A 17,166-nucleotide genomic window follows, 5' to 3' on the forward strand; every position below is an offset into this window, starting at 1 on the left:
ACAGGCCCTGCCTGACTGGACCGCGCCGACCTATTCCCCTTCTCAGCCGCGCCCGCGCTTGCCGGGCGTCAAAGGTCCCCTGCCATGAAGCACATGACCCATCTCCAGAGCCTCGAGGCGGAGTCGATCTACATCATCCGCGAAGTGGCGGCGACGGCCGAGAACCCGGTGATGCTCTTCTCCATCGGCAAGGACTCGATGGTCATGCTGCATCTGGCGCGCAAGGCCTTCGCGCCGGGCAAGCTGCCCTTCCCGCTGCTCCATGTCGACACGACTTGGAAGTTCCGCGAGATGATCGAGTTTCGCGACCGTATCGCGCGCGAATGGGACCTCGACCTCCTCGTCCATACGAACGAAGAGGGTCTGAAGGCCGGCATCAACCCGTTCGATTCCGGCTCGCGCCTCCACACCGACGTGATGAAGACCGAAGGGCTGAAGCAGGCGCTCGGCAAGTACAAGTTCGATGCGGCCTTCGGCGGCGCGCGGCGCGACGAAGAGAAGAGCCGCGCCAAGGAGCGCGTCTTCTCGCTGCGCTCGGCCGAGCATCGCTGGGAGCCAAAGAACCAGCGCCCTGAGCCCTGGCACCTCTTCAACACCCGCAAACGCCAGGGCGAAAGCTTCCGCGTCTTCCCCCTGTCCAATTGGACGGAGGCGGATGTCTGGGACTATATCGCGCTGGAAGATATTCCCGTCGTGCCGCTCTACTTCGCCAAGCATCGTCCCGTGGTCTCGCGCGACGGCACGCTGATCATGCGCGATGACGAGCGCATGAAGCTGAATGAGGGCGAGGCGACATCGGACGAGCTGGTGCGCTTCCGCACGCTCGGCTGCTATCCGCTGACGGGCGCGGTGCGCTCCACCGCCACCACGCTGCCCGAGATCATCGCCGAGATGCGCGCCTCCCGCTCGTCCGAGCGCGAGGGCCGCGTGATCGACCGCGACGGCGGCGCCTCCATGGAAGAAAAGAAGCAGGAAGGGTATTTCTGATGTCCATCGCACGCCCTTCCTCCGCAGAAGCCGACGCAGCCCTCGACAGCGCCACCAACGGCGCGGCGCGGACTGAAGACCAGACCTTTGCCGGCCCAGCGCCCGACGAGGCCCCTCTCGACCCGACGCTCGGCGCGGTGAAGCAGGCCGACCTGCGCGCGCAGGCCGCCGCCGTGGCCGCTGCCGGGGCCAAGGCCTCGCTTCTGCGCTTCATCACCTGCGGCTCGGTGGATGACGGCAAGTCCACGCTGATCGGCCGACTTCTGTTCGACACCAATTCCGTCTTCGACGACCAGATGGAAGCGCTTCAGCGCGACTCCAAGAAGTTCGGCACCACGGGCAGCGATCTCGACTTCGCGCTTCTGGTGGACGGGCTTTCGGCCGAGCGCGAGCAGGGCATCACGATCGACGTCGCCTATCGCTATTTCAACACCAAGAACCGCGCCTTCATCATCGCCGACACGCCGGGGCATGAGCAGTACACCCGCAACATGGCGACCGGCGCGAGCCAGGCCGAACTCGCCATCATCCTCGTGGACGCGCGCAAGGGCATCCTGCCCCAGACGCGGCGTCACTCCTTCATCACTTCCATGGTCGGCATCAAGTCCGTCATCGTGGCGGTGAACAAGATGGACCTCGTGGAGTTCGACGAGAGCGTCTTCAACGAGATCGTCAAGGGCTATCAGGCGCTCCTGCCCCATCTCGGCTTCACGGATGTGCGCTACATCCCGCTCTCGGCCAAGAACGGCGACAATCTCGCCGAGCGCTCCGCCCATACGCCCTGGTACAAGGGGCCGACGCTGCTCGAAACGCTGGAAGTCGTGGAGCCGCAAACCTTCGCGGCCGGCTCGCCGCATTTCCGCCTGCCGGTGCAATGGGTGAACCGCCCCAATCTTGACTTCCGCGGCTTTTGCGGCACGGTGGCGGGCGGGCGCATTTCGCAGGGCGACGCCGTCCTGTCGCTGCCAAGCCGCAAGCGCTCGACCGTCAAGGCCGTCTATGGGCCGAACGGGCAGGTCGAAAGCGCCGAGGACGGCGAGGCGATCACACTGACGCTGGCCGACGAGATCGACGCCTCGCGCGGCGACGTGCTGGTCAAGGTCGGCGACCCGATCGCCGCGCACCGCATTCTCCACGCTGAGATTTTGTGGATGGTGGACCGTCCGCTGATTGCGGGCGGGCGCTTCGTCGCCAAGCTTTCAACCGCGCAGACGCCGGTGAACGTGAGCTCGCTGGACGAGGCGGTGGACATCCATTCCTACCAGCCGCGCCATGCCAACGCCCTTCTCATGAACGAGATCGGCCGCGTCACGCTGCAGTTCGACAAGCCACCGGTGGCAACGCTCTATTCGGAAAGCCGCGAGCTGGGCGCCTTCATCCTGATCGATCCGCTCACCAACGAAACGGTGGCGCTCGGCATCGTGACCGGCCTGCCGCGCGAAGGCGAAGCTCCGGCCGCGAGTGCGTCGCGCCCGGGCGCGGCGTCCGCACCGGCCGCAGCCGCGCCGGCCGCGCCGCGCACGCGCTTCGAGCAGGTGAAGGCGGAATGGCTCGGCCCCGCGCTCAGCGCCGACCTGGAGCGGGCTCGAGGCGTCACGATCTTCCGCGCCATGGCGGCCATCCTGATCGGTCTCATCGCGCTGCTCTTGGGCTTGGCGCTGTGGAAGGCGATCATCCTCGGCGCGCTCGACTTCGCGCTGCGCCCGCTTCTGCGCCGGCTCATGGTGCCGGCCGAAACCGAAGTGGTGGTGGTGGACCCCAGCACCGTGCGCGACGGCGAGGGCATCTGATGCGCGCGGCCTGCCCGACCTGCGCGGACGCGCCCTGCGAAACGCCGGCCCTTCGCGCCCGCGCCGAGCGCGTCGCCGCTTGGCGTCGCCCGCGCCCGATCCTGGAGGCGGCGATGCTCGCCGCCTCGTTTCTCCTCTGCGCCGCCGTCGTGCTCGGCGGCGTGATCTGACATTGGGGGCGGCACGGAGTTCGGTGCTGCCTCCGCCTTAAGGTGACGTTGAGGCCCGAAAACTCCCGGAAAGGCTTGGGTCTGCCTAAAGACCCAGCGCGCTCAGCCCGGGATGATCGTCCGGTCGTCGCCCGAGCGGCCAATGGAACTTGCGCTCCCCGGCTGCGATCCGCACATCATTGATCGAGGCATGGCGATGCGACATCAGCCCCGCCGCGTCGAACTGCCAGTTTTCGTTGCCATGCGAGCGGTACCACTGATCGCTGTCGTCGCGCCATTCATAGACGAAGCGCACGGCGATACGCGCATCCGCCTGAGCCCACACCTCTTTGATCAGCCGATAATCCAGTTCGCGATGCCATTTGCGAGTCAGGAAAGCGACGATCGCTTCGCGTCCGGTGATGAATTCGGCGCGGTTCCGCCAATGGCTGTCGATCGTATAGGCCAGGGACACCCGCTCGGGATCGCGGCTGTTCCAGGCATCCTCCGCCAGGCGCGCCTTCTGGACGGCGTCGTCGAAGCTGAACGGAGGCAGGGGCGGACGGGACATGCACGGACCTTTCCAAAACGATCGGCCTCTGGTTGGCCGATGGAAGCGTAGGAACGTCTGCTGAGACCTCCGGGAAGGCCTTACGGATCGCTCCGACCGCCCCACCCGATTGTGGATTGTGTCCGGCTTAATCGAGTTCGCGCGCTTCCGATGGCAGCATGATCGGAATGCCGTTGCGGATGGGATAGGCGAGGCGCGCGGCGCGCGAGACCAGCTCGTTGCGCTCCGCGTCGTAGCTCAGGACCGTCTTGGTCAGAGGGCAGACCAGGAGTTCCAGAAGCTTGGGATCGGGGCGGCCCTTGCGCTCGGTATCATCGACCATGCGGATCTCTTTTCATGTCGGCTGCGCGCCGCGTGTAAGTCAGGGCAGTCCAAAGCCGGCCCGTCTCCCGCTGAATAGACCTCTGCGCACGCCCTGCCAAGAAAGGCCCCATCCTCCCGCCGTGTCCGGCGTGCGCTATTGGAGGATGGGCGTTCCGTTGCCATCGTCGCTGTTCTCGCGCGCCAGCGAGATCTCGGTGATGGCGACCAGCGTTTCGGCGCGGGTCTTGAGATCGGGTGCTTCCAGAAGCGCCTGCTTTTCCGCCGCACCATAGGGCGACATCATCGACAGCGCGTTCACCAATGTCTCGTTGGAAGCCTTGGACACGCTCTCCCAATCGGCTTCCAGCTGGTTGGCTTCGAGATAGGAGCGGAACGCCTTCAGAAGCGCGTCGCGGTCCACCACCTCCTCGCCCTCGCCCGGCGAGAGATCGGCGGTGAAGGGGCAGACGCGGCAAAGGCGATAGGGCTCGTCGCTTTCCAGCTCTTCCAGAACGCGGAAGCGCGCGATGCCCTGAAGGTTGAGGAGATAGCGCCCGTCGCCCGTTTCGGTCAGCGAGGTGATGCGCCCGAAGCAGCCCACGGCGCAAAGCTCGGGCTCGCCGGACTCTTGAACCGCGCCGTCGAGGCGCGGCTGAATCATGCCGATGACGCGCGCGCCGGACATGGCATCGTCGATCAGCGCGAGATAGCGCGGTTCGAAAATGTTGAGCGGCATCTGCCCGCCCGGCAGCAGAAGCGCGCCCGACAAGGGAAACACCGCCACCGTTTCCGGCAGATCGGCATCCGAGCTATAGGTCACGTTGCCGGCTTGCACCAAGGTTCTTCTCCGGTTGATCCCGCGCAATTGGCGCAGTGGGGCGCAAACTCAAGGTCCATGCGACGGCCTCACCCGTCGGCGTGCGGCCTCGCCGTCCGCCTCAGCGGAAGAGAAGCGAGGACAGACGCCGACGGCCTTCCTTCGTCGCCGGGTCCATCGGGCCCCAGGCGTCGAAGAATTCGAGGAGCTTGCGCCGCGCGCCATCGTCCGCGAAGGTGCGGTCGCGCTTGATGATCTCCAGAAGATGGCCGGCCGCGACATCCCGCTGGCCTTTGGCCTGTGCGATCAGCGCCAGATCGAAGCGGGCCTGATGATCGTCCGGATTGCCTTCGAGCCGCGCCTGAAGCTCGGCCTGATCGCCGAGCCCCGCGAGTTCCTCGGCAAGCTTCAGCTTGGTCTTGACGGAAGCGAAGGCGGGGTCGTTCAGGACCTCCGGCGGCAGCTGATCGACCACGGCCTGCGCCCGGTCGGGATGGCCCGCCGCGATGTAGCACTCGGCAAGCCCGGCCGCCGCCTTGGCGTTTTCGGGATCGTGCTGGAGCACGGCCGAGAAGATCTGCGCGGCATTGCCCGCATCGCCCGCCGCCAGAAGCTCGGTGCCCTGCGTGATCGCCTCTTCCAGCGGATCGCCCTCCGCACCCGGCCCGCCCATCTTCACCAGCCGATCCACGAAGGCCTTCACCTCGCTTTCGGGTAGCGCGCCCATGAAGCCGTCCACCGGCTGGCCGTTGACGAAGGCAAAGACCGCCGGGATGGATTGCACGCCGAGTTGCCCGGCGATCGAGGGATGCTCGTCGATATTCATCTTCACGAGCTTCACCCGGCCCTTGGCCGCCTGAACCACGCGCTCGATGACGGGCGTGAGCTGCTTGCAGGGGCCGCACCAGGGCGCCCAGAAATCCACGAGAACCGGCTGGTTGCGCGACTCGCGAATGACGTCGGCCGAGAAATTCGCCGTCGTCGTGTCCTTCACGAGGTCGCCACCGGCCGGAGCACCGCCCGGGGCCGGTGCGGCGCCGGCGGCGGAGCGCGGCGAAACGCTTTGACGGCCGAAGCCCATAAGTCCCGAAGCGTAGGGATTGTCGCTCATGAGGTCTGTCCGCTCGCAAGGTCGGCCGCGTCCGCTTCAAGGCGCACGATCAAGGGATCGTGCCGCACCGCCGCGAACAGGGCGAAGAGATGTTCCCGCGAGATAGAGGTCGTCCCGCGGTTCGTCAGGGGGTGGCAGTTCAGAATATCGTGCGCCATCAGGCGCTCATCAAGGACGAGCGTGACCACGCCTTCCCCGTCATTGGCAATGCCGAAGGCCGTCACCGAGCCGGGCTCGACGCCGAGCCGCTCGCCCATCTGCTCGGGCGAACCGAAGGACAGCCGCCCCTGCGCGCCGATGCGTGTGTGCAGCGTCTTGAGGTCCACATTCGTGTCCTCCTGCGCGACCACCAGAAACAGGCGACTCTTCTTGTCTTTCAGGAACAGGTTCTTGGTGTGAGCGCCGGGGATCGTGCCGCGCAGCGCCTGCGATTCGTCCACCGTATAGACCGGCTCGTGCGCCACCGTGCGCGAGCGCAGGCCCAGCGCCTCGAAACGCTCCGCCAACTCGGGCGCAAGCTCCTGCAGGATATCGTCCCGCTCGGGAAAATCCGCGCTCGCCGCGCCCTGCCCCTCACCCGCCTGCCCGACCATGGATGCTCTCCGTGCCGTCTCGTCCTCTCCTTCGCTGGTGCCACCGCCGGTCGTGCCCCGTCAAGCCGCCGGGCCTCGCGAAGGCGGGACATGTCCGACGCAAACCGGGCAGTCGATTCGACCCTTCCCAGCGCGGTCGAACAGCGAGCCACGCCGAGCAGGGGGACCACCTCCCGTCGCAAGTCCCTGTCCGCGAACGCGTTTTCAAGCATTGCGACGCTTCTGCAATTTTCTCCTTGCCAAACCGAGGGCCATCCTTCATAAGCCGCTCATCCGCAGCAGCCCACCGGGCAGCGACGGAACGACAGAGCGGGCGGGCGTAGCTCAGGGGTAGAGCACAACCTTGCCAAGGTTGGGGTCGTGGGTTCGAATCCCATCGCCCGCTCCAGTCTCTTCAAATTCAAATCATACTGATCAGACAAAACGCAATCTCCGTGGTTCGTATGTTGCGTGATGACGGCGCGGTGCGCCATGCCATTACGCCCGACTCCACGCGTCTCTGGCGGGGCGTAGATTTTTCGCGGATGGTGGTCGTGAATGGCGCGACGCCCGATCAGGGTGTTGGCCTTTTAGGGCGCGGCTCGCCGCGAAGGCCGGCGCGCAGGTAGCCTTCCATTCCGTAGACGAGACCTCCCGAACCACAGGCGGCTCAAGGCCGGGTCCCAAACGCCCGCCGCAGAACGCGCGCCCTCACCAAAAATCATTGCAATTGCCCGGCAATCCGGGGCTGATGGCCTCGCCTTTGAATCGCAAGCCGGAACATTGCCGATGGACGCCGCCACCCTCGCCCCTCATGCCCATCAGGTTCTCTCCGAAGCCGAGATCGCCGGCCTGCCGAATCGCTACCGGGGCAAGGTACGCGACAATTACGACCTGCCGGACAACAGGCGCATTCTCATCACCACCGACCGGATCAGCGCCTTCGATCGGCCGCTGGCCAGCATTCCCTTCAAGGGACAGGTGCTGACGCAGATCGCCCGCTACTGGTTCGAGCAGACGGCGTCGATCTGCCCCAACCACGTTCTCGCCTATCCCGACCCCAATGTCGTGGTTGGCCGTCGCCTCGACATTCTGCCGGTGGAGATCGTGGTGCGCGGCTATCTCGCGGGCACGACCTCGACTTCGATCCTGACGCGCTACCGCGCCGGCGACCGCGAGATGTACGGGCACCGCCTGCCCGAGGGCCTGCGCCCCAACGAAAAGCTGCCCCAGCCCATCATCACCCCGACCACCAAGGCGATGGATGGCGGCCATGACGAGCCCTTGAGCGAGGCGGAGATCATCGAGGGCGGCATCCTGTCCGCCGAGGATTGGCGTACGGTTTCGCAAGCCGCGCTGGCGCTCTTCGCGAGGGGGCAGGCTGTGGCGGCCGAACGGGGCCTAATCCTGGCGGATACGAAATACGAATTCGGCCGCGATGCGGACGGGCACATTGTTTTGGCCGACGAGGTTCATACGCCGGATTCGAGCCGCTACTGGTTCGCGCAAAGCTATGCCGAGCGCTTTGCGGCAGGGGCAGCGCCCGAAAGCTTCGACAAGGACTTCATCCGCAACTGGGTGGTGGCGCGCTGCGACCCCTATCGCGATTCGATCCCGGAAATTCCGGCCGATGTCGTTCTGGAAGCGGCGGCCGTCTATATCCAGGCCTACGAGATCATCACCGGCCAGACGTTCGTTTTGCCCGATGCGACAGAAGTTCCGCTGGAGCGCATCCAGCGCAACCTCGCGGCCTATCTGGAGACGGGCACCAACTGAGGCTTTAGGATAAGACCTCCGGCGCGGCTCCGCGATCAGCGCGCCGACCCGGCTCGGGCGCATCGCCGCAAAGGCTTACGGGCGATGTCGCCTCGGGGAGTTCGGAGGCCAGCGCGTCGAGCGCCAAGCGAACGCGCAGCGGCAGATGTGCCGTCTGCGGCCAAAGGGCGTGCGTGTCGAAGACATGCGAGGGCAGGTCTTCCAGCACGGTGACGAGCCGGCCCGCCAGAAGCTCCTGCCGGATCAGCCAGCAGGGCAGCCAGGCCAGCCCATGCCCGGCCACCGCCGCATCCCGGATCACGCCGAGATCGTCGAAGCGCAGGCGGCTCGGCGGGGTGGCCTCGGTCGCCGACCTAGCTTCGCCTGGAAAACGCCAGCCGAGAACACGGCCCGCGCGCCCATAGAGAATGGCCTGATGCCGCTCCAGGTCGGCCAGAACCCTCGGCGCACCCATCGCGTCGAGATAGGAGGGCGCGGCGCAGACCCGCATATGCTGATGCGCCACCCGGCGCACCATGAGGCCGGGCCAGGGCTGAAGCGGCCCGTTGCGCAGCACGAGATCGAAACCGTCCTCCAGAAGATCGACCAGCCGGTCGCTGAAGTTCAGATCGAGCTCCAGCCGGGGATGCGCGCTGGCGAGGCGTATCAGCACCGGCGCCACGCATTGACGCCCGAAAAGCACCGGCATCGACACGCGCAGGCGACCGGACACCTCCTGTCGCCCGGCATCCAGCATGGCGCGGCCGGCCTGCAACTCGCCCAGCCCACGTCGGCAATGATCGAAAAAGATCTGGCCATCCTCGGTCAGAGCGATCGTGCGCGTCGTGCGATGCAGGAGCTTCGCGCCCAGCCGTGCTTCGAGGCGTGCCACCGCCTTGCCAACGGCCGAGCGCGACAGGTTGAGCCGGGCCGCCGCCGGCGCGAAGCCACCGGCTTCCACCGCCGCGACGAAAAGCGGAATGTCCGCCAGCATCTCGCCTTGCTCGATCATTGTCGCCTCTCAAGCACCGATCCTGCGCCGATCTATCGCCACCGAAGACACGAGTTCAACGCTAGCTTCGCGCGATCTCGAACCCTTTGGAGACGACGTTATGACAATGAAGCGCTGGGAGATGACGGGCTATGGCCGCGAGGCCCTTCGCCTAGTGGAGGTGGAGCGCCCGCAGCCGGGGCCGGGCGAGGTTCTGGTGCAGGTCGAGGCCGCGTCGCTGAACTATCGCGACACGCTCATCGTCGAGAACGGCATGGGGATGCCGCTCGCCTTTCCGCTGGTGCCGGGCTCCGATCTCGCGGGCACGGTGGTGGGTCTGGGCGCGGGCGTCACGCGGTTTGGCAAGGGCGACCGCGTTCTGTCCACATTCTTTCCGGGCTGGATCGACGGGCGCGCGCCGGGCAATGCGAAAGTGCTGGACGGGCGCGCGCTCGGCGGTTCCTATCCCGGCGTGCTGACGGAGTATATCGCCCTGCCGGCCGACTGGCTGGTGGCCGCGCCGGGCAGTCTGGACCTCGGCGAGGCCAGCACGCTCCCCTGCGCCGGCCTCACCGCCTGGTTCGCGCTGACGGAAGCCGGATCGCTGGAGGCCGGCGACACGGTTCTGGTGCAGGGCACGGGCGGCGTCGCCCTGTTCGCGCTCCAGATCGCCAAGGCGCGCGGCGCACGCGTTGTCGTGACCTCCGGCAGCCCCGACAAGCTGGAACGAGCATTGGCGCTCGGCGCGGATGATGGCATCGACCGCACGCAGGAGGACTGGGTGGAGGCGGTTCACCGCCTCACAAACGATCGCGGGATCGACCATATTCTGGAACTCGTGGGCGGGCCGCATCTCGGCCGCTCGCTGGAGGCCGTCGCGGTGGGCGGACGGATTTCCGTCATCGGCGTGTTCGAGGGGTTCGACATCTCGGGAAGCGCAGGTCTGCTGCTGACGAAGAACGCCACGATCCAAGGCATCCGCGTCGGCCACCGCCGCGCCTTGGAGGATCTGGTGCGGTCAGTGGACGAGACCGGACTGAAGCCTGTCATCGACCGACGCTATGGTTTGGCCGATCTCCCGGCGGCGCTCGACCATCTCCAGCGCGGCCCCTTCGGCAAGATCGTGGTGGAGATGAACTAGACCGGATCGCTCAAGCAGACGGCGGTGGCCTTGGCCCTGCCCTCATTCTCGTCAGAGCCGGATAGAGTCATCGTTGCACCGTTGTCTTCGACGCCACGGCAGCTCCCGCCAGCCTGATGTCCAAGCCGACAGGCCCTGCGTTCCACGTTCAAGCACTGTGCGATTGGCTGCGTCCACATAGACACCGCCGAAGTCCAAACGGCCAAAGGCAAATTCTACCTCTATTCGGCGGGGAGACTTTTTTGAAAGCCTCCACCTCGAACTTGTTCTGCGCATAAGGACGCGGGCGCGCCGACAGTGAAATGGAGAACTCCTGGAAGATCCACCGCATGAGATCCCTGCGCCCGCCAGCGCCAGCTTGGGAGGCCCATACGAGTCTCACTCGCCGCTCGTCGGTATCAGGTGAGACGTGCCTTCGCACCATCCGCCAAGATGCCGAGGATCATGGCGCAGGAGGTGGCCCCGGCGTCGAGCACACCGCGCGAGCGCTCGCCCAGCCGGCTGGCGCGGCCGATCTTTGCAACGAGGTCGATCGTCGAGTCGCGCCCCTTGTCCGCAGCCGTCGACAATGCGTTCAGCGCATCGGCAAACGATTGGCCTTTCGCGGTCGCCCCGTCGAAGGCCTGCACCGCAGGAACGAAACTGTCGAGGAGCGTTTTGTCGCCGACCTTCGCCGAACCGATCGACTGAACCCCCTCCAACCCTTTGTGCAGCATGATCGAAAAGAGTTTGGCGTCGATGCGCTCCCGACCCTCGATCGCCTCCGCGAACTCCGTGAAGGTCATGCCATAGAGCGGCCCCATCGAGCCGCCGATTTCGCCCATCAGAACTCCGCCCAACAGCGCGAAGGCTTCGGAAAGCGAAGCGTCCCGTCTCTTCAGGCGCTCGGCGGCCATGCCGAAGCCCTTTGCCATGTTCACACCGTGATCGCCGTCGCCGATCTTGCCGTCGATCTCGGAGAGATAGTCGCGGTTCTCGATGATCCTGGCCGCCATCGCCTCGACGATCACCCCACCGCGCGCGTTGGGAAAGCTCTGCATCGCATTGGTCTCCGTCATGCCTGGAAGCCGGGCGCGCGCGCCTTCGCGTCGAGAAGGCGTTTCAGTTCGTCGTCGAGCGCGAGGACGGTCAAGGTCGCGCCGACCATTTCCAGCGACGTGAAGTAATTGCCGATATAGGTGCGATAAACGGAGAGCCCGCGCGCGGCGATCTCCGTCTCGATCGTGTCGTTCAGAATATAGAGTTCGTTCAGCGGCGTCGCGCCGAGGCCCGAAACGAGAACCGCAACCTCCGTGCCCGAGGGGAGCGCATGGTCGTCCAGCACGATCGTCGCCATGTCGCGGGCCACCTCGGCGGCGGTCTTCAGCGGCTCCACCCGAATGCCGGGCTCGCCGTGGTGGCCGATGCCGACTTCCATCGTGCCGGCCTCGATCTGGAAATTCGGATGGCCGACAGCCGGCAGCGTGCAAGGGCCGAGGCCGACGCCGATCGAACGACAGTTGTCGATCGCCTTTTGTGCGGTGGCGCGCACCTCTTCGAGGCTTGCGCCTTCGGCCGCCTTCGCCCCGCCGATCTTCCACATGAAGATTTCGCCCGCCACGCCCCGACGCTTCTCGCGCTCGGTGGCCGAAGCCGAGCAGACGTCGTCGTTGGCCACAACGACGGCAACCTCGATACCATCCTTCGACGCCAGTTTCTGCGCCATCTTCACGTTCATGTTGTCGCCGGCATAGTTGCCGTAGAGGCAGATGACGCCGGCGCCGCCGTTGGCTTCCTTGATCGCGTCATGGAAGCTCTTGGCGGTCGGCGAGGAGAAAAGCTCGCCCACCGCTACCGCATCGACCATCCCGATGCCGGTATACCCCACGAAGGCCGGCTCGTGGCCCGAACCACCACCGGTGACGACGCCGACCCGCCCCGTCTGCGGTGCGTGCGTCGAGACCACGACGCGCGGGTTTGCCTCCGACAGACGCACGATGTCGCAATGGGCCTTCACGAAGCCACGAACGGTGTCGTTCACGACATTGTCGGGATCGTTGATGAATCTCTGCATGGGGTCTCTCTGGGCAACCGGAAGCGGCGGTCCCGAAGGATCGATGGAACCGTCGCGGAATCGGGGCGGCATGTCCGCCGGGTTCTTTAATAGAGGGTGAGCGCCGGGATGTAGCTGACGGCAAAGAGCAGCAGCATGGCCATGGCGAAGAACGGCCAAAGCTCCCTTGTCGTCGCGCCCAGCGGTGCCTTGGCTATCGAAGACGAGATGAAGAGCGTCGTCCCGATCGGCGGTGTGTAGAGGCCGATGCCGAGATTGATCACCATCATCAGGCCGAGTTGTACCGGATCCAGCCCGATGGTCATGGCCAGTGGTACGAAGATCGGTCCCAGAAGCAGGATCGACGGTGGCAGATCGAGTGGCATGCCGACGATCAGCATCAGGACGTTCATCATCAAGATGATCAGAATCGGGTTGGAAACGTTGGCCGACACCCAGGCCGCGAAGGTCTGCGGCACCTGATCGAAGGTCAAGATCCAGCCGACGGCGGCCGAGCCCATGATGACCAGCATCACAACGCCGGTCGCCACCCCCGCTTCCACCATGTTGTCGCAGAAGCGCTTCAGGGTAAGGTCGCGGTAGAACAGGAGGCTGAGGACCAGCGAATAGACCACCGAAAGCACCGCGACTTCCGTTGGCGTCGCGAAGCCGAAGCGCAGGCCGAGAATGATGAGGATCGGCAGCAGAATAGCAGGAAAGCTCTTGAGGCCGAGCCGCGCCAGCTCGCGCTTTCGAATGCTGCTCTTCTCGACCGCGTAGCCGCGCCTCCAGGAGACATACCAGCACACGCCGATGAAACCGGCCGCCATCAGGATGCCTGGCAGGATGCCGGCGACAAAGAGGTCGGCGACCGACACGCCGCTGACCAGGGCGTAGAGGATCATCGGGATCGAGGGCGGGATCAGGACGTCGATCACCGCCGAGGTCGCGTTGTTGGCGGCGCAGAGCGGCGCCGGGTAGCCCTGCCGCTTCTGCCAGGGAATCAGAACGGAGCCGAGCGCCGAGGCGTTGGCGACAGCCGAGCCCGATACACCGCCGAAGACGACGGAGGAGACGACCGTGGTCGAAAGCGCCCCGCCCCGCCAGCGCTGCATGACGTGACTGGCAAGTTCGAGAAGCTGGTTCCCGAGTTTGCCGCCGAGCATCAGCGTGCCGGCCAGCATGAAGAAAGGCAGGGCCAACATCGGGAAGGATTGGGTCTGATCGTAGACCTGTTGCGCGACGAGCGACAGCGGCAGATAGCCGTGCGAGAGAATGGCCGCGCCCGCCGCAATGATGAGGCCGTAGCCGACCGGAATGGCCAGCAGCATGGTGACAAGGAACACTCCGATCATGACGAGTGTCATAGCGGCAGTTCCTCCGCGCTGGTCTGCGGACGAGCGTCCCAGCCGAGGCGGGCCACGCGAAACGTGGCGGTGGCCGTCACCACGGCGACGAGCAGTGCGCCGACCGAGACGACATAATAGCCGATGCTGTTGGGCAGGCCGAGGATGGGGCTACGCTCGACGCCCGCGATCGCAGCGACGACGCGCGCCTGCCAGGCGAGCGTCAGGAAGCTCGCGATGACGCAGACGTGGCTGAAGACGAACAGCATCGCCTTACCGCGCGCTGCGAAGCGGTCGTAAAGCCACTCCACGGCCATATGGAGCCCGCCTTGCGCGGCAAGTATGATCCCCGCGACGATGAAGAAGGGAAAGATGAGGGTGGGCAATTCCTGCGCCCAGCGGAATCCACCAGACGAAAGGACGTAGCGCGCCACGACATTCGCCGTCATGATGGCCGTCAGCAGCACACCCGACCCGATCACGACGGCTTTGGAGAACTGACCGACGAGCGCGTCGATCCCGTTGGCGAGCACAAAAGAGACCCCGAGCGGGCGCAAAGGCCCGCTCGGGTGGGCGGCCGGATCCGGGGGGGAGGTCATCCGCGCGCCGCCTCCTCTACCTGACTGACGAAAGCGCCGAAGTCTTTCTTCTTCCAGATGTCCACGACCGATTTCGTCGCCTCGACGAAGGCAGCCCGATCGACTTCGGTCACGACAAGCGCCTTGTCGGCCTTGAATTTGATAAGTGCTTCGCTCGCGGCCTTCTCCGACAGTTCGATCTGCATTTTCCCCGCTTCCGCAGCGGCGGCCTGCACCGCGTCGAGGTCGCCACCAATGCGGGCCATTGCGATCTGCGACATCAGGAATGGTGTCGATTCCCACTTGTGCGCGGTCAGCGCGATGAACTTGTTGACCTCGTAGAGCTTGGAGCTGGCGATGTTGACGAGCGGGTTCTCCTGCCCGTCCACAACGCCCTGCTGGAGCGCGACATAGAGTTCTCCGAAGGCGATCTGCTCGGTCGAGGCGCCGAGAGCTTGGAAGATGTCGATCGTCATCGGATCGGCGGGCGTGCGGATTTTCAGGCCCGAGACGTCGCCAGGCTTCGTGACCTCGCGCTTGGAATTCGTCAGGTGCCGGATGCCGTTGTTCCAATAGCCGAGCGGCACGATGCCGACCGACTTGAACTTGGCCGCGAGAGCCTCTCCGACGGGACCGTTCAGGATTGCGATCGCCTTGTCGGTGGTCTCGAACAGGAACGGCAGGCCGAGGACGGCGATCTCGGGAACGATCGCCGAGACGGGGCCCTGGCTGTTGGCCGTCATGTCAAGCGCCCCGGTGCGAAGGCTGGTGAGCATGGCAGCGTCGGACCCCAACGTCTCGGAGCCGGCGACATTGATGGTGATCCGCCCGTTCGTCTTTTCCTTCACGAGTTCGGCGAATCTTGCGGCGGCCAGCGTTCTCGGATTGCCGGGCGCAGCCCCGTGGCCAAGCGTCAGAACCGTCGCGGCACTGGCGCGCGTCGGAAGACTCAGCAGAGCCGGTGCGGAAAGCGTCGCGCCCAGTCCCGCCATGAGCGTACGGCGCGTGATGTGAATGGTCATGGAAATCCTCCCGTTAGCCTAAGTCGCAGTCTGGGCCGGACGGCTCCCATTCTGTCCGGGCCCTGCGATCTGATGGGTTGGGCCCCTGCGGGGCTCCGTTCTGATTAGTGGATCAGCATGCCGCCGTTGACGTCGATCGTCGCGCCCGTGACGTAGGACGAGAGATCGGAGGCGAGGAAGAGATAGATCTTTGCCACATCCGCCGCATCGCCCAGGCGGTTGAGCGGAATTCCCTTCAGGATGTCGGTGCGCATCTCGTCGGTGAGCTTGCCGCCGGTGATGTCGGTCTGGATGAGGCCGGGGGTGACGGAGTTGACACGAATGCCTGCCGGGCCGAACTCGCGCGCCATCGCCTTGGCGAGGCCGAGCACGCCTGCCTTGGCTGCCGAATAGTGCGGCCCCCCGAAGATGCCGCCGCCTCGCTGCGCCGAGACCGACGACATGCAGGCGATCGAGCCGCCGCCCTTCTCCTTCATGTGCGGCACGAAGGCCTGGCTGAGCAGCAGCACGCCCGTCAGATTGACGTCGATCACCTTGCTCCAGTTCTCGAGTGAGATGTCGAGCGTCTTCAGCGGCTGGGTGATGCCGGCATTGTTGACGAGGACATCGACCCGGCCGAACGCGTCGATCGCGGCCTTCGCCGCCGCATCGCAGGAAGACTTGTCCGTCACGTCGCAGGCGATGCCGACATGGCCGTCGCCTGGCAAAGCCTTTGCGGCATCGGCGCTCGCCCCGGCGTCGAGATCGAGGATCGCCACACGCGCGCCGTGCTCGGCGAAAAGCTGAGCCGTGGCCCGGCCGATGCCACGCTGGCTGGCCGCACCCGAGATGACGGCGGTTTTACCGTTCAACAACATACGTCTTCCATCCTCACCGTAAGGCCCGGCCGGAAGGGCTCCATCCCCCTCCGCTATCAACCGTGCACTTCGTCTCCCCGCCCCTGGTTCCGGTCCTGCCGTTCGGGGCCTCCGGGGAGGAGTAGAAGATGCCTGCATTCGCGCCGCAAACGCGAAGTTTACACGCCTGAATGAATCTGGTTCAACATTGGCATGTTGAACGGTATCTCGCTTTCCGCCATCCGAACCTTCGAGGCCGCTGCGCGTCACGGCACGTTCCGGGCCGCCGCCAGCGAACTGAACCTGTCCCCCAGCGCCGTCAGTCACGCGATCGTGAAACTCGAGCGAGAGCTCGGCAAGCCCCTGTTCGATCGCTCGGCGCGTACGATCCGCTTGACGAGCGACGGCGAGGTCTTGATGCGGCACGTATCGGCGGCCTTCGAGGAACTGCGAATTGGCGTCGAAAGCGTGTCGGCGCGGCGTTCCCGCCTTCTGAGGCTGCACAGCGCGCCAAGCTTCGCCGCCCAGTTCCTGTCGCCACGCCTGCCGACCTTCCTTGCCGCCCATCCGAATCTGGAAGTGCGCATCGCCGCCTCCACCGAATATGTCCGCTTCGTCGATGGCGAGTTCGACGCCGACGTCGTCTACGGCAAGCCGCAGGGAGACCACCTCGTGATCGAGCCGCTCGGCGAGGAGATCGTCACGCCGCTCTGCACGCCCAAGGTCGCCGAAGGGATCAGCGTGCCGGCCGATCTCCTGACGCGCATCCTGATCCGCAGCGACAACAAGCGCGTGCGGTGGCCGGACTGGTTCGCCGCCAATGGGCTGACCGCGCCCGCCACCCAAGCCATGAGCTTCGACCGCTCGTTTCTCGCCATCGCGGCGGCGGCCGACGGGCTCGGCGTCGCGCTGGAATCGACCCGCCTTGCCCAGCGTGAAATCCTGTCGGGAAAGCTCGTCGCGCCCCTTGCCGGGCGCACGCGCGATCTCCGCTACATCGGCCATTATCTCTGCTACCCGAAGTCCGGCTCGCAACGTCGCCTCGTCGGTGTCTTCGTCGAATGGTTGCAGGCAGAACTCGGCACGCCCGCACCGCTGGCCGACGCGATCCATGAATGCCATTCAACGAACGTTTAGAACTTCGCGTTTGCTGAAGCGTGCTCCA

At 65.6% G+C, this 17,166-nt stretch carries 18 protein-coding genes and 1 tRNA gene; 7 read left to right on the plus strand and 12 right to left on the minus strand.

The annotated features are described in order from the left end of the window. The first annotated feature begins 15 nt into the window (after positions 1–15). Genes cysD through AUL28_RS22855 form a run of 3 tightly spaced genes read left to right on the plus strand, consistent with a single transcriptional unit; the run spans position 16 to position 2,947 of the window. Complete coding sequence (gene cysD, locus AUL28_RS20010; RefSeq protein WP_280137301.1) at positions 16–987, plus strand: sulfate adenylyltransferase subunit CysD; 972 nt, start codon at positions 16–18, stop codon at positions 985–987. Continuing rightward, positions 987–2,777 carry a sulfate adenylyltransferase subunit CysN gene (gene cysN / locus AUL28_RS20015; protein WP_062236262.1) on the plus strand — a complete coding sequence of 597 codons (1,791 nt, stop codon included), beginning with the start codon at positions 987–989 and terminating at the stop codon, positions 2,775–2,777. The genes cysD and cysN overlap by 1 nt, the downstream gene beginning before the upstream one ends. After that, positions 2,777–2,947 (plus strand): hypothetical protein, encoded by a 171-nt coding sequence (locus AUL28_RS22855; RefSeq protein WP_156420105.1) that lies wholly within the window; start codon positions 2,777–2,779, stop codon positions 2,945–2,947. Before cysN ends, AUL28_RS22855 begins: the two co-directional genes overlap by 1 nt. 85 nt (positions 2,948–3,032) lie before the next feature. Here AUL28_RS22855 and AUL28_RS20020 read toward each other — a convergent pair whose 3' ends face one another. The 5 genes from AUL28_RS20020 to AUL28_RS20040 all read right to left on the minus strand — a co-directional run bounded on the left by AUL28_RS20020 (position 3,033) and on the right by AUL28_RS20040 (position 6,321). After that, positions 3,033–3,497: a nuclear transport factor 2 family protein gene (locus AUL28_RS20020; protein WP_062223841.1), complete on the minus strand. Its 465-nt coding sequence runs from the start codon at positions 3,495–3,497 to the stop codon at positions 3,033–3,035. A 127-nt stretch (positions 3,498–3,624) separates the two neighbouring features. Beyond that, on the minus strand, positions 3,625–3,819 hold the full coding sequence (locus AUL28_RS20025) for a Trm112 family protein (RefSeq protein WP_058601609.1): 195 nt from the start codon (positions 3,817–3,819) through the stop codon (positions 3,625–3,627). Between the two features lie 135 nt (positions 3,820–3,954). Then, entirely contained in the window at positions 3,955–4,635 is a 681-nt protein-coding gene (locus tag AUL28_RS20030) for an LON peptidase substrate-binding domain-containing protein (protein WP_058634529.1), read from the minus strand. Positions 4,636–4,738: 103 nt separating this feature from the next. Next, positions 4,739–5,728 (minus strand): thioredoxin, encoded by a 990-nt coding sequence (gene trxA, locus AUL28_RS20035; protein ID WP_062236265.1) that lies wholly within the window; start codon positions 5,726–5,728, stop codon positions 4,739–4,741. After that, positions 5,725–6,321, minus strand: coding sequence for a prolyl-tRNA synthetase associated domain-containing protein (locus AUL28_RS20040; protein ID WP_082640599.1), 597 nt, complete (start codon positions 6,319–6,321; stop codon positions 5,725–5,727). The genes trxA and AUL28_RS20040 overlap by 4 nt, the downstream gene beginning before the upstream one ends. A gap of 313 nt (positions 6,322–6,634) precedes the next feature. On the opposite strand from AUL28_RS20040, the gene AUL28_RS20045 reads away from it, so the two are divergent. Together AUL28_RS20045 and AUL28_RS20050 are read left to right on the plus strand one after the other, a co-directional pair. Next, a tRNA-Gly gene (locus AUL28_RS20045) sits at positions 6,635–6,709 on the plus strand. Between the two features lie 380 nt (positions 6,710–7,089). Beyond that, positions 7,090–8,076: a phosphoribosylaminoimidazolesuccinocarboxamide synthase gene (locus AUL28_RS20050; RefSeq protein ID WP_062236267.1), complete on the plus strand. Its 987-nt coding sequence runs from the start codon at positions 7,090–7,092 to the stop codon at positions 8,074–8,076. Between the two features lie 4 nt (positions 8,077–8,080). Here AUL28_RS20050 and AUL28_RS20055 read toward each other — a convergent pair whose 3' ends face one another. Continuing rightward, a complete protein-coding gene (locus tag AUL28_RS20055) occupies positions 8,081–9,067 on the minus strand; it encodes a LysR family transcriptional regulator (RefSeq protein ID WP_062236270.1) in 987 nt (328 codons plus the stop codon). Positions 9,068–9,173: 106 nt separating this feature from the next. On the opposite strand from AUL28_RS20055, the gene AUL28_RS20060 reads away from it, so the two are divergent. Beyond that, positions 9,174–10,187 carry a zinc-dependent alcohol dehydrogenase family protein gene (locus AUL28_RS20060; protein WP_082640604.1) on the plus strand — a complete coding sequence of 338 codons (1,014 nt, stop codon included), beginning with the start codon at positions 9,174–9,176 and terminating at the stop codon, positions 10,185–10,187. A gap of 398 nt (positions 10,188–10,585) precedes the next feature. Here AUL28_RS20060 and dhaL read toward each other — a convergent pair whose 3' ends face one another. From dhaL to AUL28_RS20090, 6 genes are all read right to left on the minus strand, one after another. After that, entirely contained in the window at positions 10,586–11,227 is a 642-nt protein-coding gene (dhaL, locus tag AUL28_RS20065) for a dihydroxyacetone kinase subunit DhaL (protein WP_062236391.1), read from the minus strand. 14 nt (positions 11,228–11,241) lie between these two features. After that, positions 11,242–12,240, minus strand: coding sequence for a dihydroxyacetone kinase subunit DhaK (locus tag AUL28_RS20070; RefSeq protein ID WP_062236276.1), 999 nt, complete (start codon positions 12,238–12,240; stop codon positions 11,242–11,244). An 86-nt stretch (positions 12,241–12,326) separates the two neighbouring features. Then, positions 12,327–13,586, minus strand: a complete 1,260-nt coding sequence (locus tag AUL28_RS20075) for a TRAP transporter large permease subunit (protein WP_058601614.1) — start codon at positions 13,584–13,586, stop codon at positions 12,327–12,329. Continuing rightward, complete coding sequence (locus AUL28_RS20080; RefSeq protein ID WP_082640600.1) at positions 13,583–14,164, minus strand: TRAP transporter small permease; 582 nt, start codon at positions 14,162–14,164, stop codon at positions 13,583–13,585. The genes AUL28_RS20075 and AUL28_RS20080 overlap by 4 nt, the downstream gene beginning before the upstream one ends. Continuing rightward, positions 14,161–15,165 carry a TRAP transporter substrate-binding protein gene (locus AUL28_RS20085; RefSeq protein WP_062236278.1) on the minus strand — a complete coding sequence of 335 codons (1,005 nt, stop codon included), beginning with the start codon at positions 15,163–15,165 and terminating at the stop codon, positions 14,161–14,163. Before AUL28_RS20085 ends, AUL28_RS20080 begins: the two co-directional genes overlap by 4 nt. Before the next feature lie 104 nt (positions 15,166–15,269). Continuing rightward, a complete protein-coding gene (locus AUL28_RS20090; protein WP_062236280.1) occupies positions 15,270–16,022 on the minus strand; it encodes an SDR family NAD(P)-dependent oxidoreductase in 753 nt (250 codons plus the stop codon). A 192-nt stretch (positions 16,023–16,214) separates the two neighbouring features. Here AUL28_RS20090 and AUL28_RS20095 point away from each other — a divergent pair, with 192 nt between their 5' ends. Further along, a complete protein-coding gene (locus AUL28_RS20095) occupies positions 16,215–17,138 on the plus strand; it encodes a LysR substrate-binding domain-containing protein (RefSeq protein ID WP_062236282.1) in 924 nt (307 codons plus the stop codon). The last annotated feature ends 28 nt before the right edge of the window (positions 17,139–17,166 follow it).

It is taken from the genome of Aureimonas sp. N4 (genome assembly GCF_001463925.1).
GTDB classification, from domain to species: domain Bacteria; phylum Pseudomonadota; class Alphaproteobacteria; order Rhizobiales; family Rhizobiaceae; genus Aureimonas; species Aureimonas ureilytica_A.